Source organism: Burkholderia sp. AU33545 (genome assembly GCF_020419685.1).
Lineage (GTDB): Bacteria > Pseudomonadota > Gammaproteobacteria > Burkholderiales > Burkholderiaceae > Burkholderia > Burkholderia diffusa.
This window is the reverse complement of record NZ_JAIZRQ010000001.1, coordinates 1090060-1110509: the sequence shown is the minus strand read 5'-3', so window position 1 is coordinate 1110509 and position 20450 is coordinate 1090060. Positions and strand designations below refer to the sequence as shown.

At 66.0% G+C, this 20450-nt stretch carries 15 protein-coding genes; all 15 read right to left on the bottom strand.

Annotated features, from left to right (window positions below; all coding sequences use genetic code 11):
• Nucleotides 1-6 precede the first annotated feature (6 nt).
• The 15 genes from LGM71_RS05150 to LGM71_RS05080 all read right to left on the bottom strand — a co-directional run bounded on the left by LGM71_RS05150 (nucleotide 7) and on the right by LGM71_RS05080 (nucleotide 20299).
• Entirely contained in the window at nucleotides 7-1311 is a 1305-nt protein-coding gene (locus LGM71_RS05150; RefSeq protein WP_124626126.1) for an MFS family transporter, read from the bottom strand.
• 235 nt (nucleotides 1312-1546) lie between these two features.
• Nucleotides 1547-3226, bottom strand: coding sequence for a SpoVR family protein (locus tag LGM71_RS05145; RefSeq protein ID WP_226114151.1), 1680 nt, complete (start codon nucleotides 3224-3226; stop codon nucleotides 1547-1549).
• On the bottom strand, nucleotides 3223-4491 hold the full coding sequence (locus tag LGM71_RS05140; RefSeq protein ID WP_059606685.1) for a YeaH/YhbH family protein: 1269 nt from the start codon (nucleotides 4489-4491) through the stop codon (nucleotides 3223-3225). The genes LGM71_RS05145 and LGM71_RS05140 overlap by 4 nt, the downstream gene beginning before the upstream one ends.
• Nucleotides 4492-4616: 125 nt before the next feature.
• Nucleotides 4617-6539: a PrkA family serine protein kinase gene (locus LGM71_RS05135; RefSeq protein WP_226114150.1), complete on the bottom strand. Its 1923-nt coding sequence runs from the start codon at nucleotides 6537-6539 to the stop codon at nucleotides 4617-4619.
• 535 nt (nucleotides 6540-7074) lie between these two features.
• Nucleotides 7075-8847, bottom strand: a complete 1773-nt coding sequence (locus tag LGM71_RS05130; RefSeq protein WP_226114149.1) for a methyl-accepting chemotaxis protein — start codon at nucleotides 8845-8847, stop codon at nucleotides 7075-7077.
• A gap of 276 nt (nucleotides 8848-9123) precedes the next feature.
• Entirely contained in the window at nucleotides 9124-10053 is a 930-nt protein-coding gene (gene rbsK, locus LGM71_RS05125) for a ribokinase (protein ID WP_226114148.1), read from the bottom strand.
• Nucleotides 10050-11081: a LacI family DNA-binding transcriptional regulator gene (locus tag LGM71_RS05120; RefSeq protein ID WP_059606677.1), complete on the bottom strand. Its 1032-nt coding sequence runs from the start codon at nucleotides 11079-11081 to the stop codon at nucleotides 10050-10052. Before LGM71_RS05120 ends, rbsK begins: the two co-directional genes overlap by 4 nt.
• A 38-nt stretch (nucleotides 11082-11119) precedes the next feature.
• A complete protein-coding gene (locus LGM71_RS05115) occupies nucleotides 11120-12139 on the bottom strand; it encodes an ABC transporter permease (RefSeq protein ID WP_124626120.1) in 1020 nt (339 codons plus the stop codon).
• Complete coding sequence (locus LGM71_RS05110) at nucleotides 12136-13749, bottom strand: sugar ABC transporter ATP-binding protein (RefSeq protein ID WP_226114147.1); 1614 nt, start codon at nucleotides 13747-13749, stop codon at nucleotides 12136-12138. Before LGM71_RS05110 ends, LGM71_RS05115 begins: the two co-directional genes overlap by 4 nt.
• 145 nt (nucleotides 13750-13894) lie before the next feature.
• Nucleotides 13895-14845: a sugar ABC transporter substrate-binding protein gene (locus tag LGM71_RS05105; RefSeq protein ID WP_059606671.1), complete on the bottom strand. Its 951-nt coding sequence runs from the start codon at nucleotides 14843-14845 to the stop codon at nucleotides 13895-13897.
• 372 nt (nucleotides 14846-15217) lie between these two features.
• On the bottom strand, nucleotides 15218-16144 hold the full coding sequence (locus tag LGM71_RS05100) for a CysB family HTH-type transcriptional regulator (RefSeq protein ID WP_059606665.1): 927 nt from the start codon (nucleotides 16142-16144) through the stop codon (nucleotides 15218-15220).
• Between the two features lie 72 nt (nucleotides 16145-16216).
• On the bottom strand, nucleotides 16217-17275 hold the full coding sequence (locus tag LGM71_RS05095) for a sulfate/molybdate ABC transporter ATP-binding protein (RefSeq protein WP_059683287.1): 1059 nt from the start codon (nucleotides 17273-17275) through the stop codon (nucleotides 16217-16219).
• Between the two features lie 13 nt (nucleotides 17276-17288).
• On the bottom strand, nucleotides 17289-18239 hold the full coding sequence (gene cysW / locus LGM71_RS05090; RefSeq protein ID WP_124906107.1) for a sulfate ABC transporter permease subunit CysW: 951 nt from the start codon (nucleotides 18237-18239) through the stop codon (nucleotides 17289-17291).
• Nucleotides 18236-19126, bottom strand: a complete 891-nt coding sequence (gene cysT, locus LGM71_RS05085) for a sulfate ABC transporter permease subunit CysT (RefSeq protein WP_226114146.1) — start codon at nucleotides 19124-19126, stop codon at nucleotides 18236-18238. The genes cysW and cysT overlap by 4 nt, the downstream gene beginning before the upstream one ends.
• A 135-nt stretch (nucleotides 19127-19261) precedes the next feature.
• Nucleotides 19262-20299: a sulfate ABC transporter substrate-binding protein gene (locus LGM71_RS05080; protein WP_226114145.1), complete on the bottom strand. Its 1038-nt coding sequence runs from the start codon at nucleotides 20297-20299 to the stop codon at nucleotides 19262-19264.
• Nucleotides 20300-20450 lie beyond the last annotated feature (151 nt).

The following is a 20450-nucleotide window of genomic DNA, read 5'->3' as shown; positions in this document are numbered from 1 at the left end:
CGCCGATCACGGCTCGTGACGCAGATACCCTACCTTGCTCGGATCGCGCATCCGCCACGACACGAGCAGCGAGATCGCGCACAGCGCGGTCACATACCAGTAGAAGGTTTCCTCGCTGCCCTTCGACTTGAACCACAGCGCGACATACTCGGCCGAGCCGCCGAAGATCGCGTTCGCGACCGCATACGACAGGCCGACGCCCATCGCGCGCACTTCGGGCGGGAACATCTCGGCCTTGATGAGGCCGCTGATCGACGTGTAGAAGCTGACGATCGCGAGCGCGATCGTGATCAGCACGAACGCGGCCGTCGGGCTCGTCACCGTCTTCAGCGCGTGCATCAGCGGCACCGTGCCGATCACCGCGAACACGCCGAACAGGATCATGGACGTGCGGCGGCCGATCTTGTCGGACAGCGCGCCGAACACCGGCTGGATCAGCATGTAGACGAGCAGCGCGACGGTCATCACGTTGCTGGCCGTCTTCGCGTGCATGCCGGCCGTGTTCACCAGGTACTTCTGCATGTACGTGGTAAACGTGTAGAAGATCAGCGAGCCGCCGGCCGTGAAGCCGACCACCGTGAAGAAGGCGCCCTTGTGACGCCACACGCCGCGGATCGTGCCCGCATCCTTCTTGTCGCGCGATGCGCTCGTCGACGTCTCGTCGAGCGATTTGCGCAGGTACAGCGAGATCAGCGCGGCCGCCGCGCCGCAGACGAACGGAATGCGCCAGCCCCACGCCTTCAGTTCGTCATTCGACAGCGCCTGCTGCAGGATCACCAGCACCAGCAGCGCGCACAGCTGGCCGCCGATCAGCGTCACGTACTGGAACGACGCGAAGAAGCCGCGCCGCCCTTTAAGCGCGACCTCACTCATGTAGGTCGCGCTCGTCCCGTATTCGCCGCCCACCGACAGGCCCTGGAACAGACGCGCGACCAGCAGCAGCGCCGGTGCGAGCGCGCCGATCTGCGCGTAGGTCGGCAGCACCGCGATCACGAGCGAGCCGCCGCACATCATCAGCACCGAGATCATCATCGCCGCGCGGCGGCCATGACGGTCGGCGATACGGCCGAACAGCCAGCCGCCGATCGGACGCATCAGGAAGCCGGCCGCGAACACGCCGGCCGTGTTCAGCAGCTGCGTCGTCGTGTTGCCGCTCGGGAAGAACGCCGGTGCGAAGTACAGCGCGCAGAACGAGTAGATGTAGAAGTCGAACCACTCGACGAGGTTGCCCGACGAGGCGCCGACGATGGCGAATACGCGCCGCCGGGTGTCTTGCGCGGACAGCGCAGCTTGGTCGGTCTGGACGTCCATGGGTTGGTCTGTTCCTTTTAGTGCTTTCTGGGCGAGACGGCTGGGGGCCGCCGCGTGCGGTCGCACGTGGCACCGGTTCCGGCGCACGGCGCTACGGGATTTTAGCGAAATGTAAAGTAACAGGCTTTCCGGGTTCGTCCGGATGTAGAAAAATTTTCTCGCGCCACGCGTTCGTCATATGAAAACGCCAGCCGCGAGGCTGGCGTCCGGTGCAAACTATTCCCGGTCTCGATGCTCAGACACGCACCTCCGGCGGCACGTAGCGGCACTCGTAGCGCTTGCGCACGGTGCCGGCCTCGTCGACGCTTTCCAGGAACACGTCGAACTGCCAGAGCCGCGCCATGTGCTTGAGCACTTCGTCGCTGTCGTTCGACAGATGGCGGTTGTCGGTCATGAAGTGGCGCAACGTGAGGCTGCGGTCGCCGCGCGTGTTCACCGCCCACACCTGGATGTTCGGCTCGCGGTGATGGATGTCGTACTGCCGCGACAACGCCTGCCGCACGTACTGGTAGCCGGACTCGTCGTGGATCGCCGATACCTCGAGCGAATCGCGCATGTCGTCGTCGAGCACCGAGAACAGCCGCATCTCGCGGATCAGGTTCGGCGACAGGTACTGCGCGATGAAGCTCTCGTCCTTGAAGTTGCGCATCGCGTAGTGCATCGCCGGCAGCCACGGTGTGCCCGCGATCTCCGGAAACCACTTGTAGTCCTCTTCCGTCGGCGCCTCGCAGATCCGCCGGATGTCGCTCATCATCGAGAAGCCGAGCGCATACGGGTTGATCCCGCTGTAGTACGGCTTCGTGACGGGCGGCTGATAGACCACGTTGCTGTGCGAATGCAGGAACTCCATCATGAAGCCGTCTTCCAGCTTGCCCTGGTTGTACAGCGTATTGAGCAGCGTGTAGTGCCAGAACGTCGCCCAGCCTTCGTTCATCACCTGCGTCTGCCGCTGCGGATAGAAATACTGGCCGATCTTGCGCACGATGCGGATCACTTCGCGCTCCCACGGCTCGAGCAGCGGCGCGTTCTTCTCCGCGAAATACAGCAGGTTCTCCTGCGGCTCGGGCGGATAGCGCTCCTCCTGCTCCTCCATCTGCTCGGGCTTCTTGCCCGGCAGCGTGCGCCACAGCTCGTTGACCTGCGACTGCAGATACGCCTCGCGCTCGCGCCGCAGCGCGGCTTCCTTCGACAGCGACGGCTTCTGCGGCCGCTTGTAGCGGTCGACGCCGTAGTTCATCAGCGCATGGCACGAATCGAGCAGTTCCTCGACGCGGTCGAGCCCGTAGCGCTCCTCGCATTCGGCGACGTAGTTCTTCGCGTACACGAGATAGTCGATGATCGCGTGCGCGTCGGTCCACAGCCGGAACAGATAGTTGCCCTTGAAGAACGAGTTGTGGCCATACGCCGCGTGCGCGATGACGAGCGCCTGCATCGTCATCGTGTTCTCTTCCATCAGATACGCGATGCACGGATTCGAGTTGATGACGATCTCGTAGGCAAGCCCCATCTGGCCGCGGCGATAGCTCTTCTCGGTCGCGAGGAAGTGCTTGCCGAACGACCAGTGGCGATAGTTGACCGGCATCCCGACCGACGCGTACGCATCCATCATCTGCTCGGCGCTGATCAGTTCGAGCTGGATCGGATAGATGTCGAGCTCGTACTGCTCGGCGACCTGCGAGATGTGCGTGTCGTATTCCTCGAGCAATTCAAAGGTCCAGTCGGACGGGCACGGCAGCGGCTTGCGTTCGGCAACGTTCATACGCGCTTCCTTCTGCCCGGCACCGGGCAAGTCGGCGGCCGGCGCCGCCGGCTCGGTCCGGCCGCTTTGCTGCGATGCGGCAGGGCCGGCCATGTCGTCGCCGGAAGGGCGCGGCGCGTAGCCGCGCGACTCGTTGTGCAGATGGCGGGTCGTCATGACGTTTCCACCTGCTTTTCGAACAATTCGCGAAACACCGGGTAAATGTCGGCAGCCGATTCGACTTTTTTCATCGCGAGGTGCGGTTGCGACAGCGCCAGTTGCGCATACTCCAGCCACAGGTTCTGCTCTTCGGGTGCGACCTGGATATACGCGAAGTAACGCGTCTTGGTGAGGATATCCTCTTCCAGGATTTTGCGACACTTCGGCGAATCGTCGGTCCAGTTGTCGCCGTCGGACGCCTGCGCGCCGTAGATGTTCCACTCGGTCGGCGAGTAGCGCTCGTTCATCACCTTGCGCATCAGCTCGAGCGCGCTCGACACGACCGTGCCGCCGCTTTCGGTCGAATGGAAGAAGGTGTCCTCGTCGACCTCCTCGGCACGCGTGTGGTGACGGATGAATACGACCTCGATGCGCTCGTAGTTGCGCTTCAGGAACAGGTACAGGAGGATGAAGAAGCGCTTCGCGAGATCCTTGCGCTGCTCGTCCATCGAGCCCGACACGTCCATCAGGCAGAACATCACGGCCTGGCTCGACGGTTGCGGCTGCTTCACGCGATTGATGTAGCGCAGGTCGAACGGATCGATGAACGGGATCCGCCAGATGCGCCCCTTCAGGTGATGGATCTCGGCCTCGAGCGTCGCGATTTCCGCGCGGCGGTCTTCCGGGTCGAGCTTCATCGCCTCGAGCTGCGCTTCCAGCTCGCGCAACTCGTTGACGAGCGGCGAGCCGAGCGCGATGCGCCGGCCGAGCGCGCTGCGCAGCGAGCGCACGACGTCGATGTTGTTCGGTGTGCCTTCCGCCGACCAGCCCGCGCGCACGTTCTTCCAGCTCGGCACCGTCAGCAGGTGCGTCTTCACGAGGCGCGGCAGTTCGAGATCGTCGAAGAAATACTGCATGAATTCGTCGCGCGACAACTCGAACACGAAGTCGTCCTGCCCTTCGCCCTCGTTGCTCGCCTGACTGCCGCCGCCACCCGAGCCGCCCTGCGGACGCGGAATCTTGTCACCGCGCACGTAGTCTTCGTTGCCCGGGTGCACGTATTCACGACGCCCGCCAGGCCCGTGCCGGAAATTCGGCTCGGCGATGTCCTTGCGCGGAATCGTGATGCTTTGCGTGCTCTGGATATCCTTGATGCTACGGTCGCGCACCGCGTCGGACACGGCACGACGAATGTAGTTCTTGACGCGACGCAGAAAGCGTTCGCGGTTGGCGATGCTCTTGTTCTTGCCGGCCAGCCTGCGGTCGATGATTTGATGAAGCACTCCCGGTCTCCCGCTCGAAAATCGATCTGCCGGGGCACTCGCCGCGCATGCCGTCTGCCGTCATGCGGGCGGCGCCTCTGAAGGTGCCCGTACGGACTCGCCGTACGGGCGCGGTACCGCGCGCGTCATGACGACTTGCGCACGCGCAGGTACCAGTCGCAAAGCAGCCTCACCTGCTTCGGCGTATAGCCCTTCGCGACCATCCGGTTCACAAAGTCCTCATGCTTGCGTTGCTCCTCCGCCGACCCCTTCGCGTTGAACGAAATGACCGGCAACAGTTCCTCGGTATTCGAGAACATCTTCTTCTCGATCACGACGCGCAACTTCTCGTAGCTCGTCCACACGGGGTTCTTCCCGGCGTTCGCCGCCCGCGCGCGCAACACGAAGTTCACGATCTCGTTGCGGTAATCCTTCGGATTGCTGATCCCGGCCGGCTTCTCGATCTTCTCCAGTTCCGCATTCAGCGCGGCGCGGTCGAAGCTCTCGCCCGTGTCGTGATCGCGGAATTCCTGATCCTGGATCCAGAAGTCCGCATACGTGACGTAGCGGTCGAAGATGTTCTGCCCGTACTCCGAATACGATTCGAGATAAGCCGTCTGGATCTCCTTGCCAATGAAGTCGGCATAGCGCGACGCGAGCACATCCTTCACGAACGACAGGTATTTCTGCTCGGTCTCCGGCGGGAACTGCTCGCGTTCGATCTGCTGTTCGAGCACGTACATCAGGTGCACGGGGTTCGCCGCGACCTCGCTCGAATCGAAGTTGAACACGCGCGACAGGATCTTGAACGCGAAGCGTGTCGACACGCCCGTCATCCCTTCGTCCACGCCCGCGTAATCGCGATACTCCTGGTACGACTTCGCCTTCGGATCGGTGTCCTTCAGGTTTTCGCCGTCATACACCTGCATCTTCGAGAACAGGCTCGAATTCTCCGGCTCGTGCAGGCGCGACAGCACCGAGAACTGCGACATCATCTTCAGCGTGCCCGGCGCGCACACGGCTTCGGCCAGCGACGAATTGCGGATCAGCTTCTCGTAGATCTTCGTCTCTTCCGACACGCGCAGGCAGTAAGGCACCTTCACGACGAAGATCCGGTCGAGCAGTGCCTCGTTGTTGCGGTTGTTGCGGAATGCCTTCCACTCCGACTCGTTCGAGTGCGCGAGAATCACGCCGTCGAACGGAATCGCGCCGAATCCTTCGGTACCCTTGAAATTGCCTTCCTGCGTCGCGGTCAGGAGCGGGTGCAGCACCTTGATCGGCGCCTTGAACATTTCGACGAATTCGAGCAGGCCCTGGTTCGCCAGGCACAGGCCGCCCGAATAGCTGTACGCATCGGCATCGTCCTGCGCGTACTGTTCGAGCTTGCGGATGTCGACCTTGCCGACGAGCGACGAGATGTCCTGGTTGTTCTCGTCGCCAGGCTCCGTCTTCGCGATGCCGATCTGCCGAAGGATCGACGGATAGCGGCGCACCACGCGGAACTGGCGGATGTCGCCGTTGTATTCGTGCAGGCGCTTGACGGCCCACGGACTCAGGATGCTCTTCAGGTAGCGGCGTGGAATGCCGTATTGCTCTTCGAGGATCGGGCCGTCCTCGTCGTAGTCGAACAGCCCGAGCGGCGATTCGTTGACGGGCGAACCCTTCAGCGCATAGAACGGCACGCGCTCCATCAGTTGCTTCAGGCGCTCGGCGATCGACGACTTCCCGCCGCCCACCGGGCCGAGCAGGTAGAGGATCTGCTTCTTTTCCTCGAGCCCTTGCGCAGCGTGGCGGAAGTACGCGACCACCTGCTCGATCACTTCCTCCATTCCGTAGAACTCACGGAACGCGGGATAGACCTTGATAACCTTGTTCGCGAAGATCCGCGACAGGCGCGGGTCGTTGCGGGTATCGACTTGTTCCGGTTCCCCGATTGCAGCCAGCATGCGTTCGCCAGCCGTGGCGTACGCTGACGGATCGTTCTTGCAGAGCGCGAGGTACTCCTCCAGCGAGAGCTCTTCCTCTCGCGTTTTTTCGAAGCGGTTCGCGAAGCTGCTGTAAATATCCATGCTACCTCCCTCGCCTGAGTCTGAAGACGTGCCTGCCTTCTATGACTGCGCAGAAGCAAGCGCGTTCGAATTCATCCTAAACCCTTTCTTATTTTTTTTCACGAACTCTTCGTATGAAGTTCGTCATTCTCGACAACACCGCTTGGACAACGTATTTCGACGCTTTACAATCGATCTCCCGAGCCGCAGAAACTGCATCCGCCGCGTCTCGTCGAGCATCGGAACATCTCGTACGTTGGATGCCTCCGCCGTCGTCGCCGCGCCCTTCACTCCCCCCTTCATCCCTATACGTTCGAGCAGACGTTTTCGACGACACGCCGCGCGCACCGTTACAAATTTTTTTCGCATCGTCCGGAGATACCCGTAGCGCGGATGCGCACATGCAACGCGCGTGGCGACGCACGCACGTTCACGCGCGCTGTCACATTTCATCGGCCGTCGAAACGACGACGCCCGCATGTCGCGGGCGTCATGTGCTGCCTCGGGTGCTGCCTCGTCTGCTGCCAAATGGGGATAGATGCGCGGCGCGCGCGACTCAGAACGTTTCCCAGTCGTCAGCGCCGGCAGAGGCGGCCACCGGTGCGGGTGCAGCGGCCGCGGCCGCCGGCTTGCGAGCCGGCGCCGCGCGCTTCGGTGCTGCATCGCGGTCGTTGCGCGCCCCGGATGGTGCGGGCGGCGAAACCGGCACGACAGCCTGCACGACAGCCGGTGCGGCCACCGCGCGCGGCGCCTGGCGCGCAGCGGCGGCGACCGGCCCGGCCGCGTCGTCATCGATCCGGAACACCGACGCCGTTTCGCGCAGGCGCGCGGCCTGCTCATCGAGCGATTGCGCGGCGGCCGCCGCCTCCTCGACGAGCGCGGCGTTCTGCTGCGTGACCTCGTCCATCTGCGCGACCGCGCGCGCGACCTGGTCGATGCCGCCGCTCTGCTCCTCGGACGCCGCCGCGATCTCGCCCATGATGTCCGTCACGCGCTGCACCGCACCGATCACGTCGCTCATCGTGCGGCCCGCTTCGTCGACCAGCGTCGAGCCCGTCCGGATACGCTCCACCGACGCGTCGATCAGCGCCTTGATCTCCTTGGCCGCGCTCGACGAACGCTGCGCGAGGCTGCGCACCTCACCCGCGACGACCGCGAAGCCGCGGCCTTCCTCGCCGGCGCGCGCGGCTTCGACGGCCGCGTTCAGCGCCAGAATGTTGGTCTGGAACGCGATGCCCTCGATGATCGCGATGATGTCCGCGATCTTCGCCGAACTGTCGTTGATCTCGCCCATCGTGCCGACCACCTGGCCGACCACCGTATTTCCCTTGTTTGCAATCTCCGACGCGTTCGCGGCCAGCGCGCTTGCCTGCCGTGCATTGTCCGCGTTCTGCTTCACGGTGCCGGTCAGCTGCTCCATGCTCGATGCGGTTTCCTGCAGCGCGGACGCCTGCTCTTCCGTGCGCGACGACAGGTCGATGTTGCCGGCGGCGATCTGGCGGGCCGCTGTCGCGATCGATTCGCTGCCGCCGCGCACGGTCCGCACCGTGTCGACCAGCCCGCGCTGCATTTTCGCGAGACCATCGAGGAGCTGGCCCATTTCGTCGCGCCGATGCACCACGATCGAGCGGCGCAGGTCGCCCGCGGCGATCGCGTCGAAATGCGCGAGCGCGTCCGCGAGCGGACGACCGATCGCACGACTGAGCGTCAACCAAGACAGCACCGCGGCAACCAGACCAGCCGCCAGCAGGACGATCGACAGCAAGCGCAGCGTTTCGAACGTCGATTCCGAATGATCGAAGCCCGACTGCGCGGCGGTGAACTGAAAATTGCGCAGCGCCTCGCTCGCAACCGCGAGATCGTTGTAAAGCACCTGGAGCTGCTTGGCGCCATCGCCGATCCGGTCGTGGTCGCCCGTCGCGACAATGCCTCCGAACGTGTCGCAACTGCGCTGTAGCGCCTGCCGCTTCGCGGCGACGTCCTGCGCGAGTCGGTCCTCCTCCGCATCGCGCGGCAGCGCGAGGTACTTTTTCCACCACTCGTCGGACTGCGCGCGCATCGCGCGGCTCCGCTCCACCGCAGCAGCCGATTCGGGTGTCCCCGCCAGCAGCGCGGCGCGATCGAGCGCCAGGCGCTCGCGCGCCGCGTACATTTCGGCAGCCGCCACGTCGACCGCGCTCGGCATCTGGTTCGTGAAAATCTCGCGCGTCGCGTCGTTCGCACGCGTCATCCCGTACACGCCCAGCACGCCGATCACGCCCAGCAGTACCGCGAGAAACGCCATCGTCAAACCGATGCGTGCACGTATCGTCAGGTTTCCGATCACCATCATTCTTCCTGTATTGCGTCGTCATGAACGGGCAAGGCCCGTTTTTCGAAACGGTGTTTCGTCCTGATGTATTTACGACCGGATGCTGCGCAGCTTGATGGTATTCACGTCAATTTTTTCATCAATTCATCGGTTCATTACACATTTCCGAACAATAGGGTCGAAGCATCGCAGGCCTGCCTCGCGAAATCGCGTGGCAAGCATCGTGATCGTGCAATCGGGGGAGATGGCCGGCGCCTGCTTCCGCACGCGCCGGCCGAGAGGCGCGATCCAGCCCTATTCGGCCAGCTCGGCGAGGGTGGGAATCGACGGCTGCGCGCCTGCGCGCGTGACCGACAACGCCGCCGCGCGTTGCGCGAAGCGGATGGCCGTGTCGATCGCCTCGCCTGCCGCGAGCCGCGCGGCGAATCCGCCGATGAAGGTATCGCCGGCCGCGGTCGTGTCGACGGCCTTGACGACGGGTGCCGGATAATGGCGCGCCGCGCCGTCGGCCGTCAGCGCGCACACGCCGCGCGCACCGAGCGTGATCAGCACGTTGCGCGCGCCGGCCGCGTGCAGCGCACGCGCTGCGGCTTCCGCCTCGGCCGGATTGCGCACCGGCAGCCCGGTCAGCGCGGCCGCCTCCACTTCGTTCGGGATCAGGTAATCGACCAGCGGCAGCCAGCCGTCCGGCAGCGGCGCGACGGCTGGCGCCGGATTGAGCACCACGGTGCGGCCGAGCCGCCGCCCGGCCGACAGCGCCGCGAACACCGCGTCCGGCGGCGTCTCGAGCTGGCAGATCAGCACGTCGGTCGCGGCGAGCGCGGCCTCGTGCCGCGCCACCGTATCGGTCGTCACTTCGCCATTGCCGCCCGCGACGATCACGATCGCGTTCTGGCTCGCGTCGTCGACCACGATCAGCGCGACACCGGTCGACGCCGACGCGCTCGTCGCGAGCCGCGAACAGTCGATGCCTTCGGCCTCGAGGCCGGCCCGCAGCGCGGTACCGTGCGCATCCGCGCCGACGCAGCCGATCATCACGACCTGCGCGCCGAGCCGCGCCGCCGCGACGGCCTGGTTGCCGCCCTTGCCGCCCGCCGCCTGCGCGTATTCATGCCCGGCAAGCGTTTCGCCTGGCAGCGGCAGCCGCGGCGCACGCACGACGAGATCCATGTTGAGGCTGCCGACCACCGTCACGCGGCCGGCGCCCGCCGTACGCGCCGTCATGGGCGGCCGCCCGGCGCGGCCGGCTCGCGGTAGATCGCCGTCGATTCGCGCAGCACGAGACGCGGCGACACGACGCGACGACGGCTCGGCGCAGCCGTCGAACCGCCGCCGATGCGCTCGATCAGCGTTTGCGCGGCCATTTCGCCGAGCGCGCGCACCGACTGGCCTACCGTCGACAGCGCCGGGTACGTGTAACGGGAGAATTCGATGTCGTCGAAGCCGATGATCGAGCAGTCGTCCGGCACGCGCATGCCGCGCTCGGCCGCCGCGCGCAGCGCGCCGACGCCCATCAGGTCGTTGCCCGCGAAAATCGCGCTGGGATGCACCGACTCGAACAGTCGCGATGCCGCGTGGTAGCCGCCGAGGCACGAAAAATCGCTTTCCGCGATCGCGCCCGGCACGATGTCGATCCCACGCTCGGCCATCGCGCGGATGAAGCCGTGCACGCGCATCGCGCTGACGGCCGTGTCGGTCGGCCCGGTGATGCAGCCGATCTTCGCGTGCCCGAGTTCGAGCAGGTGACGCGTCGCCAGGTAGGCACCGCGTTCGTGGTCGATCTGCACGAGGTCGGCCGCAAGCCCCTCGATGTTGCGGTCGACGACGACGAGCGGCGCATGCGCGTCCGCGAGTGTCTGCGCGAGCACCGCGTCCTCGCCGGCCGATGCGACGATCAGCCCGTCGATGCGCTTTTCCTGCAGCACGCGCAGGTAGTTGCGCTGCTTCACGGGATCGTCGTCCGAGTTGCAGAAGAACACGCAATAGCCGTTGGCCGCGCACTGGTCCTCGATGCCGCGCGCAAGCTCCGCGAAGTACGGATTCGTGCTGTTCGGCACGACGAGGCCGATGGTCGCCGTCGAGCGCGCCTTCAGCGAGCGCGCCACGGCCGATGGCACGTAATTCAGCTCGCGGATCGCACCCTCGACCTTCGCACGCACATCCGCGGACACAGGCCGCGAATTGTTCACCACGTGCGAGACGGTCGTAAACGACACGCCCGCCATGGCTGCCACATCCTTGATCGTCGCCATTTCCCGTTTCTCTCTGGTCTGCTTTCCGTGTAGTAGTTCTATCGCGCGCGCGCGCGCCGGCTGCGATACGTGTCGAGCACGACCGCGACCACGATCACCGCCCCGGTGATGATCCGTTTGGTCGGCTCGTTCGCGCCGATCTGCGCCAGCCCCGCGGCCAGCACGGAGATGATCAACACGCCGAAGAACGTGCTGATCACCGAGCCGCGCCCGCCCATCAGGCTCGTGCCGCCGATCACGACGGCTGCGATCACCTGCAGCTCGACGCCCGCGCCCGCGTTCGGATCGGCGGCCTCGAGCCGCGAGATCTGGAACAGCGACGCGAGCCCGGCGAGCGCGCCCATCAATGCGAATACGAGGATTTTATACGGACGCGGGTTAACCCCGGCAAGCCGTACCGCCTCTTCGTTCGTGCCGATCCCGACGAGATAGCGTCCGAACACGGTGCGCGTGAGGACGAACTGTGCCGCGATCATCACTGCGACCGCGATCAGGAACGCCGGCGAGATGCCGAGCGCGATCGGATTCGACAGGAAATCGAACGCGTCGCCGATGTAGGCCGTGCGCGAATTCGTCAGCTGGTATGCGACGCCGCGCGCGGCCTCGAGCACGCCGAGCGACACGATGAACGACGGAATCCGCCAGCCGACCGTGATCGCGCCCGTCAGCGAGCCCGTCGCGGTCGCGACCGCGATCCCGATCAGCGCGGCCGGCAGCGGCCCCCACTGCCATTTCAGCGCGGCCACGCTGACCATCGACGCGGCCAGCGCGAGCACCGAGCCGACCGACAGGTCGATGCCGGCGATGATCAGCACGAAGGTCATCCCCACCGACATCACGACGAGATCGGGGATCTGGTTCGCGATCGTACTGAACGTATCGTAGGTCAGAAAATGCGAACTCAGCGCCGAGAACAGCGCGATCATCGCGGCGAGCGCGCCGGCGAGCCCGAGATAGTTCGACACGCCGAGCCGCGTGCCGGACAGCGTACGCGCGCGGCGCCCCGTCACGGTCTGCTGCGCGCCTGCGTCGCTCGGGGATACGGGAGGCTGAGTCATTGCTGTCGTCCTGTGGTCGAAGTGCCGGAAGCCGCGCGCGGCGCGCCTTCCGCATCCGGATGCCGCACGCCGTCCGGCAGCGCTTCGCGGCCGAAGCCGGCGAACGCCGCGGCCAGCAGCGCATCCTGGGTCCAGTTGCCGCGTTCGAACACGGCGGTCATGCGGCCGGCCGACATCACGCCGATCCGGTCGCAGATCAACATCAGCTCGCGCAGGTCGCTCGATACGACCACCAGCGCACGGCCCTCGCGCGCGAGCGCGCCCATCAGCGTGTAGATCTCGAACTTGGCGCCGACGTCGATGCCGCGGGTCGGTTCGTCGAACAACAGCACGCCCATGTCGCGCGCGAGCCAGCGGCCGATCACGACCTTCTGCTGGTTGCCGCCCGACAGTTCGCCGACCGCCTGCGCGGCGCCGTGCGTGCGGATCCGCAACGCGTCGATCTGCTGCTCGGCGAGCGCCGTCTCGCGCGTCGTATCAACGATGCCGCCGCGCGCGAGCCGGTCGAGCTGGCCGAGCGACACGTTCGACGTGACCGACTGCGACAGCAGCAGCCCTTCGCCCTTGCGGTCCTCGGTGATCAGCGCGATGCCGTGCCTCACCGCGTCGACGGGCGAGCCGATGTGCGCCGGTTTCAGCGGATCGCCGACTGCGATCATCCCGGCGTCCGGCGTATCCGCGCCGTAGATCAGCCGCAGCAGCTCGGTGCGCCCCGCCCCGATCAGCCCGGAAATGCCGAAGATCTCGCCCGAGCGCACTTCGAGCGACACGTCCTGCACGGCCGTGCCGCGCGTCATGCCCGACACGACGAGTCTCGGCGCGCCGATATGGCGCGCGCCGAGATCGATGTGCTCGCCGAGCTCGCGCCCGACCATCAGCGTGACGAGCCCGTCGGACGTCGTCGCGGCCATGTCGCCGACATGCACGAGCCGGCCGTCGCGCAGCACCGCGACGCGCTCGGCGACGCGCGCGAGCTCCTCGAGCCGGTGCGAGATGTAGACGATCGCCACACCGCGCGCCTTCAGCCGGTCGATCTGCTCGAACAGCAGTTCGACCTCGCGCGCGGTCAGCATCGCGGTCGGCTCGTCGAGGATCAGCACGCGGCAGTCGCCGATCAGGTTGCGCGCGATCTCGACCATCTGCTGGTGGCCGATGCCGAGCGCGCCGACCGGCGTATCGGGGTCGACCGCGTCGAGCCCGACCTGCGCCATCGCGGCACGCGCATCGTCGCGCAGCCGCGCGCGATCGATGATGCCAAAGCGCCGCGGCAGACGGTTCAGAAACAGGTTTTCGGCAACCGTCAGCGTCGGCAGCAGGTTCAGCTCCTGCATCACCATGCGCACGCCGAGCGCCTCGGCCTGCGTGCGGCTCGCCGGCGCATAGGCCTGGCCGCCGAGCTGCATCGTGCCGGTCGTCGGGTCGACGAGCCCGCCGATGATCTTCGACAGCGTGCTCTTTCCTGCGCCGTTCTCGCCCGTCAGCGCGAGCGCCTCACCCGGCGCGAGCGTCAGCGTGACGTCGGCGAGCACGGGTTCGGCGTAGGTCTTGCCCACGCCGGAGACGGACAGCACGGGAACAGCTGAACGGGAGGGTTGGAAGGTCGGTTCCATCGCGATCCTGGTTGCGGCCGCGCGCACGCGGCGCGCGGGTATGACGCTCACTAGTGCATGTGCATGCAGTGGCCGTGATCGCGCTCACACCGGATAACGGCCGCCGCGCCGGATTCTTGAGGGCGGCGGCCGCACCGGCGCGGCGTCACTTCGTCACGAGATCCACCGGCGTCTCGACCACGCCGGTCATGTCGGCCTGCTTGCGATGCTCGGCGATCGCCTTGAGCGCCGTGTCGATGCCGAATACGGCCTGCTTCGCCGCGTACTGGTCGGCGGTCGCGATCACGCGGCCGTCCTTCAGCATCGGCTTGATCGCGTTGATGTTGTCGTAGCCGACCACGAGCACCTTGCCCTGCTTGCCCGCCGCCCGCACGGCCGACACGGCACCGATCGCCATGTTGTCGTTGCCGCACAGCAGCGCCCGCAGGTTCGGGTATTCGTTCAGCATCGCGGACGCGACCGCATTTCCCTTGTCGATCTCCCATTCGCCCGATTGCACCGACACGACCTTCATCCCGCCCGCCTTCATCGCATCCTGGAAGCCGGCCGTGCGCTGCTGCGCATTGGTGGTCGTCGACACGCCTTCGATGATGCCGACCTGGTCGCCCGCCTTCAGCCGCTTGGCGAGGTAGTCGCCGATCTTGCGCGCGCCCTTGCGGTTGTCGGGGCCGACGAACGGCACGTTCAGGTTCTTCGACTTCAGCACGTCGGGATCGAGCCGGTTGTCGATGTTCACGACGATGATGCCCGCGTCGACCGCCTTCTTCACGACCGGCACGAGCGCCTTGGAATCGGCCGGCGCGAGCACGATCGCATCGACCTTCGACACGATCATCTGCTCGACGATGCGGATCTGGTTCGCGGTGTCGGTCTCGTCCTTGATCCCGTTCGTGATCAGGTCGAACTGGCCGGCGTTGTGCTTCTGGTATTCCTTCGCGCCGTTTTCCATCGTCAGGAAGAACTCGTTGGCGAGCGACTTCATCACGAGCGCGACCTTCGGCTTGCCCGCGGATTGGGCATGGACGGCCGGTGCGGCAGCGACCGCGACGGCGGCAAGCGCGGCGGTCAGGAAGCGACGGCGAAAGCGGACATTCATACATATCTCCTGGCGACTGGCCCGACGGGCCGGACTGTTGTTTTAATGCGAGCAAACGTTTGCGCCACACTACCCGGGCATTGGCCATCGATGCTGCTTGTCGGTACCACGGAATGGAAGCGAGGCAGACGGCCGACTGCCTGGCGCGTGCTGTCGTCGACGCGCCACCGCCGGCGGGGACGCCGGCGGAGTGAGGGCTATGCTGTACCGTTTCGGGTCGACGCGCAACCCGTCTGATCAATATTTAAGGGTTTATTCGGAGCGCGCGATTGCGCGCTCCGATTGCGGCGCGTTACACCGGGTGCGGCGGCGCCGCTTCGTCGCGGCCGCCCAGCGGGGGCCTGCCGCGCCCCCGAAACATCGCTTGCTCGATCAGACCGCTTCGCGCAGCAGCCCGGCGATTTCGGCTTCGTTCAGGTGCGGCGCGAACATCTCGATCAGCCGGTATGCATACGCGCGCAGGAACGCGCCCTTGCGCAACCCGACGCGCGTCGTGCTCGCCTCGAACAGGTGCTGCGTGTCTAGCGCGACGAGCCCGGTGTCGCGTTGCGGATCGAAGGCCATCGCCGCGACGACGCCGATCCCCATCCCGAGCTCGACGTAGGTCTTGATCACGTCCGCGTCGATCGCGGTCAGCACGACGTCGGGCACGGCGCCGGCCTGCGCGAACGCCTGGTCGATGTGCGAGCGGCCCGTGAAGTCCTGGTCATACGTGATGATCGGGTACTCGGCGATTTCGTCGAGCGTCAGGTTTTCGCGGCCGACGAGGGGATGCCCCTTCGGCACGACCACCGTGTGGTGCCACGAATAGCACGGGAACGTGACGATATCCGGATAGCGATCGAGCGCCTCGGTCGAGATGCCGAGGTCGGCTTCGCCGTTCAGGATCATTTGCGCGATCTGCTGCGGGCTGCCCTGGCGCAGCGCGAGATGCACCTTCGGGAACACGTCGGTGAACTGGCGGATCACCTTCGGCAGCGCATAGCGCGCCTGCGTGTGGGTCGTCGCGACGACGAGGTGACCGCTGTCCTGGTCCGCGAACTGGCGCGCGACGCGGCGCAGGTTCTCCGCATCGAGCAGCATCCGCTCGATCAGCTGGTGCACGGCCTTGCCCGGCTCCGTGAGCCCCGTGAGCCGCTTGCCGCGCCGGATGAAGATGTCGACGCCCAGTTCATCCTCGAGATCCTTGATCTGCTTCGACACGCCCGACTGCGACGTGTACAGCACGTTAGCGACTTCCGTCAGGTTCATGTTCTGGCGCACGGCTTCGCGCACGAAACGCAATTGCTGAAAATTCATGGGTATGCCTCTTGGGCTGTCGTTGTTCGAATGTGATCCGGAGCGGTATCCGCCCTCTTCTCATTACGGGCGTCAGTGTGCGGGAAATACGCGAACCGCGCGCGGCACGGCCGTCGCGCCGTCGCCGACCTGCAGCGCGAGCGCACGCCACGCATCGCGATCGAGTTCCGCTTCGAGCGCGCCGCCCGTGCGCGCCTCGAGTTCGACCCGCACCGAGCCGCCGAGCGGGATCACGCGGCGCACGTCCACCGCGATGCCGTCCCGATGCCCTTCGCCTGCCGGCCAAAGCTGCAGGTCGTGCGGCCGCACGTACGCGTTCGCGGGGCCCGCGAAGTCGGCGTCGACCTCGATCGGCGCAGCGGCGCCCTCGGCGACGAAGCCGCGCCCGGCGACCGTCCCCGGCAGCCGGTTCGCCGCGCCGAGAAACTCGTAGACGAACGCGCTTTGCGGATGGTCGTACACATCCTGCGGGCTGCCGACCTGCTCGACGTGACCGCGGTTCAGCACGACGATCCGGTCGGCCACCTCCAGCGCTTCCTCCTGGTCGTGCGTGACGAAGATCGTCGAGATGTGCAGGTCGTCGTGCAGGCGACGCAGCCAGCCGCGCAGTTCCTTGCGTACCTTCGCGTCAAGCGCGCCGAACGGCTCGTCGAGCAGCAACACCTTCGGCTCGACCGCGAGCGCGCGGGCCAGCGCGATCCGCTGGCGCTGGCCGCCCGACAGCTCGGACGGATAGCGCTGCGCGAGCCAGTCGAGCTGCACGAGCTTCAGCAGTTCGTGCACCTTGTCGCGGATCACGGCTTCCGACGGCCGCTCGCGGCGCGGCTTCACGCGCAGCCCGAACGCGACGTTCTCGAACACGGTCATGTGGCGGAACAGCGCGTAATGCTGGAACACGAAGCCGACCTGGCGATCGCGCGCGCCGACCGACGCGACGTCGAGCCCCTGCAGCACGACCTGGCCGGCGTCCGCGTGCTCGAGGCCCGCGATCACGCGCAGCAGCGTGGTCTTGCCGCAGCCGGACGGCCCGAGCAGCGCGACGAGCTCGCCCGGCGGAAAGTCGAGCGATACGTTGTCGAGCGCGGTGAAATCGCCGAAGCGCTTCTGAAGGTGACGGACGGTGATACCCATTCTGGTTGCCTCTTTACGATTTCGACGAAATGGCGGCGACGGGGCCGGCATGAGCGGGAACGTCGTCGCGTGCGCCGGCCAGTTCGGCGGCGAGGTGACGTTCGGCGAGCAGCTTCAGCGCGAGCGTGACGAGCGCGAGCAACGCCAGCACCGACGCCACCGCGAACGCTGCCGCGAAGTTGTATTCGTTGTACAGGATCTCGACGTGTAGCGGCATCGTGTCGGTCACGCCGCGAATGTGGCCGGACACGACCGACACCGCACCGAATTCGCCCATCGCCCGCGCATTGCACAGGATCACGCCGTACAGCAGGCCCCACTTCACGTTCGGCAGCGTCACGCGCCGGAAGATCTGCCAGCCCGACGCGCCGAGCACGCGCGCGGCCTCTTCCTCGTCGGTGCCCTGCGCCTGCATCAGCGGGATCAGTTCGCGCGCGACGAACGGAAACGTGACGAAGATCGTCGCGAGCACGATGCCCGGCACCGCGAAGATGATCTGCACGTCGTGATCCTGCAGCCACGGCCCGAGCCAGCCCTGCGCGCCGAACAGCAGCACGTAGACGAGACCCGAGATCACCGGCGACACGGAGAACGGCAGGTCGATCAGCGTGGTCAGCAACGCCTTGCCGCGGAATTCGAACTTCGCGATCGCCCACGATGCGCACACGCCGAACACGAGGTTCAACGGCACCGCGATCACGGCGACGGTCAGCGTCAGCTTGATCGCCGACCACGCGTCGGGATCGGCGAGCGATTCGAGATAGAAGCCGACGCCCTTGCGCAGCGCCTCGAAGAACACCGCGGCGAGCGGCACGACGAGGAAGAACGCGAGGAACGCCAGCGCGACGCCGATCAGCAGCCAGCGCACGGCGCGCGGCTCGCTGACGGGGTCGAGCCGATTCGCGGCACGGCCTTGCGCGGCCGACGGCGGGGTTTTCAGCACGACGGTGGCCTCCTGGTTCATTGCTGGCCTCCTGCTGCGACGGTGACGGTCGCCGGCGCGGGGCCGCTCGCGCCCTTGCTCGTGCGGCGTTGCAGATACCACTGCAGCGAGTTGATCAGCAGCAGCATCAGGAACGACACGACCAGCATCACGACCGCCAGCGCGGTCGCGCCCGCATAGTCGTACTGCTCGAGCTTCGTGATGATCAGCAGCGACGTGATCTCGGATTTCATTGGCACATTGCCGGCGATGAAGATGACCGACCCGTACTCGCCGAGCGCGCGCGCGAACGCCAGCGCGAAGCCGGTGAGCAGCGCCGGCAGCACGGCCGGCAGCACGACGCGGCGGAACGTCAGCCAGCGCGATGCGCCGAGGCACGCGGCGGCCTCTTCCTGCTCGCGCTCGAAATCCTCGAGCACCGGCTGCACGGTGCGCACGACGAACGGCAGCCCGATGAAGGTCAGCGCCACCAGCACGCCGACCGGCGTGAACGCGATCTTGATGCCGAACGGCGCGAGATACTGGCCGACCCAGCCGTTGGTCGCATAGACGGCGGCAAGCGAGATGCCGGCGACCGACGTCGGCAGCGCGAACGGCAGGTCGACGATCGCATCGACGAGGCGCTTGAACGGGAACGTGTAGCGCACGAGCACCCACGCGACGAGAAAGCCGAACACGGCGTTGATCAGCGCGCCGCCGAGCGCGGCGGAGAACGTCAGCCGGTACGACGCGAGCACGCGCGGCGACGTGACGGCGGTGACGAACTGGTCCCACGACAGCGTCGCGGTCTTCATGAACGTGGCGGCGAGCGGAATCAGCACCACGAGGCTCAAATAAGCCACCGTGATGCCGAGCGTCACGCCGAAACCGGGCAGCGCGCTCGGCTTGCGAAAGGTGTACGTCGTCATCGGATGCTCTTGCTGGGTCGATGCTGCTCATGGGTCCGACGCAAACCGCCGGCGCGATGCAGTGCGCCGGCGGCCCGTCGGGGATGCGACGCGCTCTCGTGGCGCGCCGCTGTCGTTATGGCTTGCTGCGTCGCGTTACTGCGGCTTGTAGATCGAATCGAACACACCGCCGTCCGCGAAATGCGTCTTCTGCGCATTCGTCCAGCCGCCGAACGTGTCGTCGACCGTGTACAGCTTCAGCTTCGGGAACTGCTTCGTCAGCTCCGCCGGCACGTTCTTCGAGCGCGGCCGGTAGTAGTTGCGCGCCGCGATCTCCTGGCCCTGCGGGCTGTAGAGGAAGTTCAGGTATGCGTCGGCCAGCTTGCGCGTGCCCTTCTTGTCCACCACCTTGTCGACCACCGCGACGGGCGGCTCGGCCAGGATGCTCACCGACGGCACGACGATCTCGAACTTGTCGGTACCGAATTCCTTGACCGACAGGAATGCCTCGTTTTCCCATGCGATCAGCACGTCGCCGATTCCGCGCTGAACGAAGCTCGTCGTCGCGCCTCGCGCGCCGGAATCGAGCACGCCCGCGTTCTTGTACAGCTTCGTGACGAATTCCTTCGCCGTCTGCTCGTTGCCGCCCGGCTTGTGCACCGCATACGCCCACGCGGCCAGGTAGTTCCAGCGCGCGCCGCCCGACGTCTTCGGGTTCGGCGTGACGATCGAGACGCCCGGCTTGGTCAGGTCGTCCCAGTCCTTGATCCCCTTCGGATTGCCCTTGCGCACCAAGAACACGATCGTCGACGTGTACGGCGAGGCGTTGTCGGGCAGGCGCTTCTGCCAGTCCTTGTTGACAAGGCCCTTGTTGGCGAGCGCGTCGATGTCGTAGGCGAGCGCAAGCGTCACGACGTCGGCCTGCAGGCCGTCGAGCACCGAGCGCGCCTGCGCGCCCGAGCCGCCGTGCGACTGCTTGAAGTTGACGGTCTCGCCCGTCTTCGCCTTCCACTCCTTGCCGAACGCCTGATTGAAGTCCTGATACAGCTCACGCGTCGGGTCGTAGGACACGTTCAGGAACGTCACATCGGCCTGGGCGTGCGTCGCGACGCCCAGCGCCGCCGCCGCGCCCAGCGCGAGTGTTGCGATCAGGCGGCCCGCTCCGCCCACCAGCCCCGTATTGCGCTTGCCCATCCTTGGTTCTCCAGTGTTGTCGGTATTGCGATGTCGGGCCAGTCTAACGAACGGGTTACATGATTAAAAATAATCGTTCTTCATTTTTTAATACTCAAAAGTGCTAACGCAGACGGGACGGACGGTTGCGGCAGACAAACCGGCGTCCGGA